At 43.1% G+C, this 8,523-nt stretch carries 8 protein-coding genes and 1 pseudogene; 7 read left to right on the top strand and 2 right to left on the bottom strand.

The features are described from left to right. The first annotated feature begins 183 nt into the window (after positions 1 to 183). The 7 genes and pseudogenes from O9323_RS20305 (at position 184) to fmt (ending at position 6,784) form a co-directional block, all read left to right on the top strand. Positions 184 to 3,162 carry an nSTAND1 domain-containing NTPase gene (locus O9323_RS20305; protein WP_353851605.1) on the top strand — a complete coding sequence of 993 codons (2,979 nt, stop codon included), beginning with the start codon at positions 184 to 186 and terminating at the stop codon, positions 3,160 to 3,162. A gap of 390 nt (positions 3,163 to 3,552) precedes the next feature. After that, the gene (locus O9323_RS22980; protein WP_002737946.1) at positions 3,553 to 3,708 is read left to right on the top strand and encodes a DUF6888 family protein; all 156 of its coding nucleotides are present in this window, start codon (positions 3,553 to 3,555) and stop codon (positions 3,706 to 3,708) included. Positions 3,709 to 3,741: 33 nt separating this feature from the next. Beyond that, positions 3,742 to 4,158 carry a XisH family protein gene (locus tag O9323_RS20300; protein ID WP_149106892.1) on the top strand — a complete coding sequence of 139 codons (417 nt, stop codon included), beginning with the start codon at positions 3,742 to 3,744 and terminating at the stop codon, positions 4,156 to 4,158. Continuing rightward, a complete protein-coding gene (locus O9323_RS20295; RefSeq protein WP_002736025.1) occupies positions 4,146 to 4,481 on the top strand; it encodes a XisI protein in 336 nt (111 codons plus the stop codon). The genes O9323_RS20300 and O9323_RS20295 overlap by 13 nt, the downstream gene beginning before the upstream one ends. A gap of 32 nt (positions 4,482 to 4,513) precedes the next feature. Then, a pseudogene (locus O9323_RS20290) lies at positions 4,514 to 4,729 on the top strand (DUF433 domain-containing protein); the annotation flags it as partial. Positions 4,730 to 4,970: 241 nt separating this feature from the next. Continuing rightward, complete coding sequence (gene pgeF, locus O9323_RS20285) at positions 4,971 to 5,765, top strand: peptidoglycan editing factor PgeF (protein ID WP_002736685.1); 795 nt, start codon at positions 4,971 to 4,973, stop codon at positions 5,763 to 5,765. Positions 5,766 to 5,806: 41 nt separating this feature from the next. Next, positions 5,807 to 6,784: a methionyl-tRNA formyltransferase gene (gene fmt, locus O9323_RS20280; RefSeq protein WP_069475440.1), complete on the top strand. Its 978-nt coding sequence runs from the start codon at positions 5,807 to 5,809 to the stop codon at positions 6,782 to 6,784. 29 nt (positions 6,785 to 6,813) lie between these two features. On the opposite strand, the gene O9323_RS20275 is transcribed toward fmt, so the two are convergent. Both O9323_RS20275 and O9323_RS20270 read right to left on the bottom strand, forming a co-directional pair. Then, on the bottom strand, positions 6,814 to 7,194 hold the full coding sequence (locus tag O9323_RS20275) for a cyclic nucleotide-binding domain-containing protein (RefSeq protein WP_002773639.1): 381 nt from the start codon (positions 7,192 to 7,194) through the stop codon (positions 6,814 to 6,816). Between the two features lie 356 nt (positions 7,195 to 7,550). Further along, a complete protein-coding gene (locus O9323_RS20270; RefSeq protein WP_004159137.1) occupies positions 7,551 to 8,357 on the bottom strand; it encodes a TlyA family RNA methyltransferase in 807 nt (268 codons plus the stop codon). Positions 8,358 to 8,523 lie beyond the last annotated feature (166 nt).

Below are 8,523 nucleotides of genomic sequence, written 5' to 3'. Positions count from 1 at the left end.
AAAGTTTATGCTGCTATTTTTTTTTCGGAAAAATAGGTTGTAATGGGAGACTCTTTGTTTTCCTAGACAAAAATAATTACTTTTTCAAAAAAACACTTTTCTATTTTTTTGTTGGGTATTTTATTCTCTGGAAGTCCCTTAAAGCAAATTTTATCGGGAGAGCAGACCAAAAATCAAGAAGTCTTGATCTACTTTTCAGGACACGGGTTTCGCCTGATCAATCGCATCGGTGACGGGGAAGCCTATCTCGCCACCTCCGATAGCCAACCCGACGGCAAAAATGCCATTTCTTTAGACCGAGAACTCAATCCTTTATTACGGCGTTCTAGTTTGAGTAATCTGGTGGTAATGCTAGACTGTTGCCATGCGGGGGCGTTATTGCCCGAAAATCGGGGACTAGATCGCATTTTGCTAGAACCTAGCCTCTCAGCGTTTAAGGAGAAGCAAGATTACTACCTAATCGCCGCCTGTCGGTCAGAACAGGTAGCGTGGGAAGATGAGGAATACAGTTTGTTCACCGCCGCCTTACTCGAAGGACTGTCCCCACAACAGGCTGACCCAGAAACGGGAGAAATTAGTGCCGATCGCCTGTTTGATTTTGTTTCGCGGGAATTGCGCGGGAAGGGTCAAGAACCGATTCGCATGGGAGTTGGGCGATCGCTAATTCTGGTCAAATATGGGGCGCAACCTCAAGTTAAAGAAGTGAACCCGTTACTAGATGAGAAGAAAGAATTGCGCTGTCCCTATCAAGGATTGCTGGCGTTTACTAAGAAGGAACGCCCATTTTTCTTCGGACGCAAGCGAGTAGTGGACGACATCAAATCTAAGCTGGATCGGCTAAATTTTGTCCCTCTGATTGGTGCTTCGGGAAGTGGTAAATCTTCGGTAGTTCTGGCGGGATTGATACCCTGGTTGGAAGAATTAGGATGGCAAATTCTCGAACCGATCAAGCCTGGATTTAAGCCGTTAACAATGTTGGAAAGCTTGCTGTTACCCTATTTTCGAGATGATCAACAATTGCTGGATCAATGTATCAATAATCAAGACAGCGAAGGCTTAAAACCGCTATTAGAGCTTTTTCCCCGCGAACACAAATTCTTGCTGGTGGTGGATCAATTTGAGGAATTATTCACTTTTGCTCTAGCGGAACAGCGCGATCGCTTTATTGAATTGATTACTCAAGTTGCCACAATTCCTGACTCTCCTCTGGCAGTTGTCGCTACCATGAGGGCGGATTTTATTGAACCCTGTTTGCGTTACGATTCTTTGCGAAAATTGATTCAAAATAACGCCGAATACCTGCCAGATCTAAGGGGATTAGATTTGCTAGAAGCTATCACCGAACCAGCCAAACTGCAAGGCTATGAAGTTACGAAAGAATTGCTCAATAAAATCCTTGAAGATATTAAACAAGAACCAGGATTTTTACCCTTATTAGAGTTTGCTTTAACCCAGCTTTGGCAGAAACGAGATGAGGCAGAACATCGGCTGACTTTAGATACTTATGAGGCGATAGGTGGGATAGTAGGAGCGTTAAATTGTCAAGCTGATAAAGTCTATCAATATAGGGATTATGAAGAAGAAAAACCTGTAAAAGAGCGAACGGAAGCAGAGAAAGCTTTAATCAAGCGAATTTTCTTGAATCTTCTGCAAATAGGAGATGGGGAAAAAGATACCAGATTGCGTCAACCGAAAGCCTTTATCTTGTCTCTAGCTGGAGATAATCAAGAAGGACAAAAAGTTTTAACAGAACTAATTGAAGGAAAACAAGGATTAGTAAAAGGTCGCCTTTTAGTAACGGGAAAAACTGAACGAGAAGAAGAAGCTTGGGTAGATTTAGCACATGAAGCTTTAATTGAAAAGTGGGACAACCTGAATCTGTGGCGAACCGAAACTCGCAAGGGTAGAGAATTAGCCAAACAGGTGGATAAAGATGCCGAAAGCTGGCAGAAAAATAACAAATCTCAGGATTATTTGTGGTCGGGTGACAAGTTAGCAGACGCGGAGAAAGTTCTGCAACAATATAAAGACACAGTGGAAACTACGGACTTGGCTCAAGAGTTTCTCCAAGCTAGTAGCCAGGAGGAGTTACGTTCTTACCTGAGAAGTCCAGATATTGATAATTTAGAGCGAGAGACATTAGAAAAAGAGGCAGTCCGTAAATTATTCCTCAATCAAGAAAGGCTATGGCAATTACTCACAGATGAGAAGGAAAAAGCACAGATAAGGCTGTCAGCGTCCTGGTTGCTGAAACAGTGGGGAGAGGAGGTTCCTATCTGGAAAGCAGAGGTTGATAAGCAAGGAAAAATTGCCCTCTCAATCATTGCAGAAAACGACCTACCAGCCACAGTAATCGAAGAGTTAGAAGGTGGAATAAACCTAGAAATGGTGGAAATTCTCGGTGGTGAGTTTTGGATGGGTTCGCCGGAGCGAGAAGAAGGATCATATCCAAATGAGCGTCCGCAACACAAAGTCAAGGTTTCTCCCTTTCTGATGGGCAAATATCTCGTAACGCAGGCGCAGTGGCGAGTAGTGGCTTCTTTGCCTAAAGTTGAACGGAATCTCAACCCAGAACCTTCACACTATAAAGGAAATAGCTGCCGACCAGTGGAAAGTATTAGTTGGTACGAGGCAGTGGAATTCTGTGAAAGACTATCACGCTGGTCTCAGGAAAGAGGAAAAGGCTATCAATACCGTTTACCCAGTGAAGCAGAGTGGGAATACGCCTGTCGTGCAGTTATCAGTGAGTTAACTTTAGCCGAATGGAATCAGAAATATAACCAACCGTTTCACTTTGGCGAGAAGATTTCCCCAGCTTTGGCAAATTATCTAGAAACTCTTCGTGGAAAGACGACGACTGTAGGAAGGTTTCAAGTAGCGAATCTTTTTGGACTCTACGATATGCACGGCAATGTTTTAGAGTGGTGTACAGACCATTGGTATAAAAAGTATGAGGATGCGCCTAATGATGGTAGTGCTTGGCTGAGTGAGAATGAGGCTAATGAGGCTAATTTTCGTTTGCTAAGAGGTGGTTCTTTCCGCATTACTCCCGATTACTGCCGTTCTGCTGCACGCTATCAGGAGCGTCCCAACCTAAGAAGCGATCGCATCGGGCTGCGGGTAGTTGCGTCGTCGAGGACGGTTTATTCAGTTAACAGTTAACTGTTATTGCTTGTGCCAAGGCTCTGGCTTGGTATATATAGTTGTTTCAAATAAGAATGAGATAAGACTCACCTAGCTCACTATTATTGTCAGTAAGCACTCCCGTAGGGGCGAAGCATTCGGGCAATAACCTATCGCTGAAACCGTAGATTTCTTATCCGAATGCTTCGCCCCTACAACCTCAAATACCAATTTAAATGATGAAAAGCTTATGTCTCAAACTTATTTGAAATGACTATAACATCTAGCCAGCAGACTACCTGAATAATTAGCGAGCAGGATGCTCGCATTCCCTTAAATCTAAGGCACTAAATTAGCTGTTTCAATCCAGTAGTATGCTATACTTATTACAGGTATAAACTCGTAAATTGGAGGAAAAAGCCATCAATAATGATACCCACTCCCGAACAGATGCTTACTTGCATTAGAATGTGTCAAACCCTGTCTAACTTCTATACCGATATTCATCTATTTCGGTATGATGAAAATAGTAATGTGAGCATCTTGCTCACTAATGTGGAGTTTGAAGATGAATCATCAACCTGATTTTTACCAAATGTCTCGCCAGTTATAATAAAAATGCCAGCAAAAGATATTTATCATGATACCGTGAGAACTGCCTTAGACAAAGATGGCTGGACAATTACCCATGACCCCCTAATTATTCGCTGGGGAAAAAGAGATTTATATATTGACTTAGGAGCAGAAAAAATTATTGCCGCCGAAAAAGACAATCAAAAAATTGCCATTGAAATTAAAAGTTTTGTTGGCAAATTATCTATCGACGACTTAGAAAAAGCATTAGGACAATATATTTTATACTATGATTTATTGACAAAACTAAAATCTGAAAGAACTTTATATTTAGCAATTCATCAACAAGCTTTTGCCGATATTTTTGAAGATTTTATTGGTCAAGTTTTATTAGACAATAAACGATTAAAATTATTAATTTTTGACGAAATTGAGGAGGTTATTTTAAGATGGATAGTTTAGAAAAAATGAGAAAAATTATTATTGAATCTCTCCGTTATTATGCAAACTTGCGCTATGCTACTGGAGAGGTAAACCGCCTCCTCATTATTGACAAAGACTCTGATAACTATCTAATTCTCTTAGAAGGTTGGGATAACCGAGAAAGAGTACATGGCTGTTTACTGCATTTACAAATTATTAATGGTAAAATCTGGATACAACGAGACGGAACCGAAGACGGTATTGCCACTGATTTATTAGCCGCCGGTATTCCTAAAGAGCAAATTGTCCTTGCCTTTAAACCCGAACATATTCGACCCTATACTGAATTTGCGGTAAAATAAGCTATAGAATGAAATTCTAGAAGGTTATGAGTATGGTTCTGGTATCCAACGGGCAATCAGCTATTATTCGTACAGAGCGTGGATTGACAATCGCCGGTACGCGAATTACCCTTTATGATGTTATGGATTACCTAAAGGCTCAGTATCCCCCCAAGCTGATTCGTGAAAAACTTGGTCTTAATGATAGACAGATTGATTCAGCCCTAGCATACATTGAGACTCATTGTACTGAGGGGGAGAGAAATTTTCCGTCTTTATACCTTTATCCTCTTCCTACCCAACCCGATTCTTGAGGCTATTTTTTTCTCTCTTATCTTCCCTCAAAAACCCTATATATATGGGCGCACGGATCCCCATTATATAAAAAGTCTAAAGCAAGTCTCGCCATTTGTCAAGGGTTTTGACAATAATTTTCCGGTTGCCGTTTGCCAAGCTCAGAACTAGGATAGGAAAGAATAAGGTATTATTGCAGCCAGAGAGGCTTAGACTGTGACCAATGTAGCGATCGATGTCCGATTAACCGAGACTTCTCTGTGGCAATGGCAAACATGGCAAGGATTGCCCTATCTTACCTGTAATCTCTTAGAGGACTGGTCCCACGGCTTTTTTACCCGTCATTATTACCCCCAAACCCCGGAAGCTTTTACGGCTGCTCTAGGGGCAAATGTACCAGTTTATCGGGTCAAACAGGTACATGGCGATCGCCTATTAAATCCCCAAGGGATTACTAACCCAGAAATAGCCGAAGCGGATGGAATTATTACCGATGCTTCCGGTCAAGGGATTTGGGTGGCCAGTGCTGATTGTACGCCTGTACTAATAGGCGATCGCTCTAGCGGTGTTGGGGTGGCGATTCATTCTGGATGGAGAGGGACAGCTAAGGGAATAGTTGTCAAAGCAGTTAAGCAGTTATTAAACTCCGGTAGTTGTTTAGATAACTTAGTGTTGGCCCTGGGGCCGGCAATTGCCGGGGAAGTGTATCAAGTAGATAGAGAAGTTGCCGCAGAAGTGGGTTTAAGTTTATTTCCTCAAGAAACCAATCCCGACCAAATTCTGGCGAATTTATTTAACCTCTCCCCTTCCCCCTTATTTGCTGACGAGGAAAAAGGAAAAGTTCGCTTGGACGTGCGAAGGGTGATTTATCATCAACTACAACAGTTAGGAATTAGAGATCAACAAATTGCGATCGCTCCTTTTTGTACCTATCAACAAGAGGAGCATTTTTTCTCCTATCGTCGGGAAAAAGCCAAAAAAATCCAATGGTCTGGCATAGTTAGTCGTTAATGATTACTGCACACTGATAACTGAAAAATCCCCCCTCTCCCATGCGTATTGTTTTTTTCGGAACCCCGACTTTTGCCGTTCCCACCCTCAAAAAATTATTAGCCAATCCCGATATAGAAATAATTGCCGTCGTTACCCAACCGGACAAGCGCCGGGGAAGGGGTAATCAATTAATCCCCTCACCGGTGAAACAAATAGCCATAGAACAGCAAATACCAGTTTTACAGCCTAAAAGTGTGAAAAAAAATGCTAAAACCTTAGATTTTCTCAGACAATCGCGAGCGGATGCCTTTGTAGTAGTTGCCTACGGACAAATCCTCTCCCCAGAAATTCTAGAGATGCCGAGATTAGGCTGTATTAACGTTCATGGCTCAATTTTACCGAAATATCGGGGAGCAGCCCCCGTGCAGTGGTGCATCGCTAGGGGAGAAAAAGAAACCGGCATTACCACTATGTTAATGGATGCGGGCATGGACACCGGACCGATGCTACTGAAAGCCTACACCCCGATCGCTCTTTTTGACAATGCCGAACAGGTGGGAGCAACCCTAGGCCAAATGGGGGCGGATTTGCTCCTAGAAACCCTCTCTAAGCTCGATCGAGCAGAAATTACCCCAATTCCTCAAAATAACGACGATGCCACCTATGCCCCTTTAATTCAAAAATCTGACTATCTAATCCACTGGCAAGATTCAGGCCGGACAATTCACGATCGAGTCCGGGGTTTTTATCCTCATGCGCTAACCACTTTCCGGGGACAACCCTTTAAAGTGATGGCCACTATTCCCCTAGACGATCCGGAGCAACTGCCTCGAGAATTACAGACAAAAGACCTTTCTCATCTAAGCGGAGAAGTGGGATCGATCGTGGCTCTCTGGAAAAATTTCGGGCCGGTGGTGCAGACGGGAGCGGGTTTATTATTATTAAAAGAAGTGCAATTATCGGGAAAACCTCCGCGTTCTGGTGGGGATTTGGTCAATGGTTCCCGTTTAACTATTGGTGAGATTTTCGGTCAATAGTTTTCGGGGTATGGCTTTCCTTTGCTCCTCTATGCTTCACCGGCGAAGATTTTTTTTAACTTGCGAAAGCGATCGGAATAACTTCTTAATACTTCGATCGCAAACATGGGGGTTTCCTGCACGGCAAATAAAAACTGCGGTTGATTGAGATAGGCTAATTTACAATCAGTTTTGGCAATAGCTGTGGATTCTCGCAGTTTATCCCCATGCAGGAGCGCTCCTGCTCCGAATACGTCCCCTTTTTGTAGAGTTTCTATCAATTGCCCCTTGATATACATCTCCACCTCTCCACTAAGAATACCGTACATTAAATCGCCCTCCGTGCCATCGGCAAAAATAACTTCACCAGCTGGAAAAGTGCGATCGGGATGATTTTCGAGAATTTTAATCGTTTCTACGGGACTTAACATGATTTAACAAGAATTTTTCGGGTTATCTCTCCCATTTTCCAATAGATTGAACTGCCCGATCATCGTTTTTGTATGTAAGAATACTTGAAACTTCTCTACCTGACAAAGATTCGGTTTGACTCTCAGAAATGCTTTGTTTAATGCTTGTCAGGGAGGGAAAATTTCCGTCTTCATACCTTTATCCTCTTCCTACCCAACCCGATTTTTGAGTCTATTTTTTTCTCTCTTATCTTCCCTCAAAAACCCTATATATATGGGCAAACGGATTCCCATTATACATAAAGTATAAAGCAAGTCTCGCCATTTGTCAAGGGTTTTTCTGAAAATCTCCCCACTGCCTTGACAAAACACTGGGGTTAAAACTGTTCGATCGCTGCTTGGGTGATTTCTGCGATCGCGGCTAAACTGGGACTAACTTGGCCAGTATCGGTGGACAACCAGAGAAGATACTCGACATTACCCGCAGGTCCGGTAATGGGAGACCAAGTTAAACCCCGATAGAACCATCCTAAGACTTCTGCGGCCTGTAAAACCTGAAAAATTGCCCCTGCTTGGTCTTGGTAGTCGCGAACTACCCCTTTTTTGCCGACTTTTTCCCGTCCCACCTCGAATTGGGGTTTGACCAATAAAATCGCCTCTCGCGGTGGATTTAATAGCGTCCACAGGGTCGGTAAAACTTTGGTCAGGGAAATAAAAGACAGATCCATAACTGCTAAATCGGCGGGTTTTTCCTGTCCGTATAACTTTTCTGGGGTTAAATAGCGAAAATTAGTTCTTTCTAGTAAAATAACTCGTTGATCCTGCCGTAAACTCCAGGCCACTTGTCCATAACCCACATCGACCCCATAAACCCGTTTTGCTCCTTTTTGCAAGAGACAATCGGTAAATCCCCCCGTGGAAATGCCTCCATCTAAACAAATGCGATCGCTGACATCGATGGCAAACAATTCTAAGGCCTTGGCTAATTTTTCGCCCCCCCTTGACAAATAGGGCAGTTTCTGCTTAACCTCGATCGCCGCTGACCGATCGATTTCTGTGGCCGGTTTATCGATGATTTGGTGATTGACTTTCACCTCTCCAGCGCGAATTAATCGCTGTGCCTGTTGACGGGAATCACAGAGATTTTTGGCTACCAATAATAAATCTAATCTTTCTTTCGGCAAGGAAGGCCTCCCAATAATCAGCGCCTAAGTAGGTAGGCGTTAAAAGTTGTCAGACACCCCCCTTATCAAGGGGGGCAGGGGGGATCCCCCCGCCTATCGGCACCCCCCTTATCAAGGGGGGCAGGGGGGATCGAACCTAAAATCCATTTTTAATTTAATTATAACC

Source organism: Microcystis sp. LE19-131.1A, assembly GCF_027532015.1.
In the GTDB taxonomy this organism is placed as follows: domain Bacteria; phylum Cyanobacteriota; class Cyanobacteriia; order Cyanobacteriales; family Microcystaceae; genus Microcystis; species Microcystis ichthyoblabe_A.
This window is presented reverse-complemented; position numbering and strand designations above follow the sequence as displayed.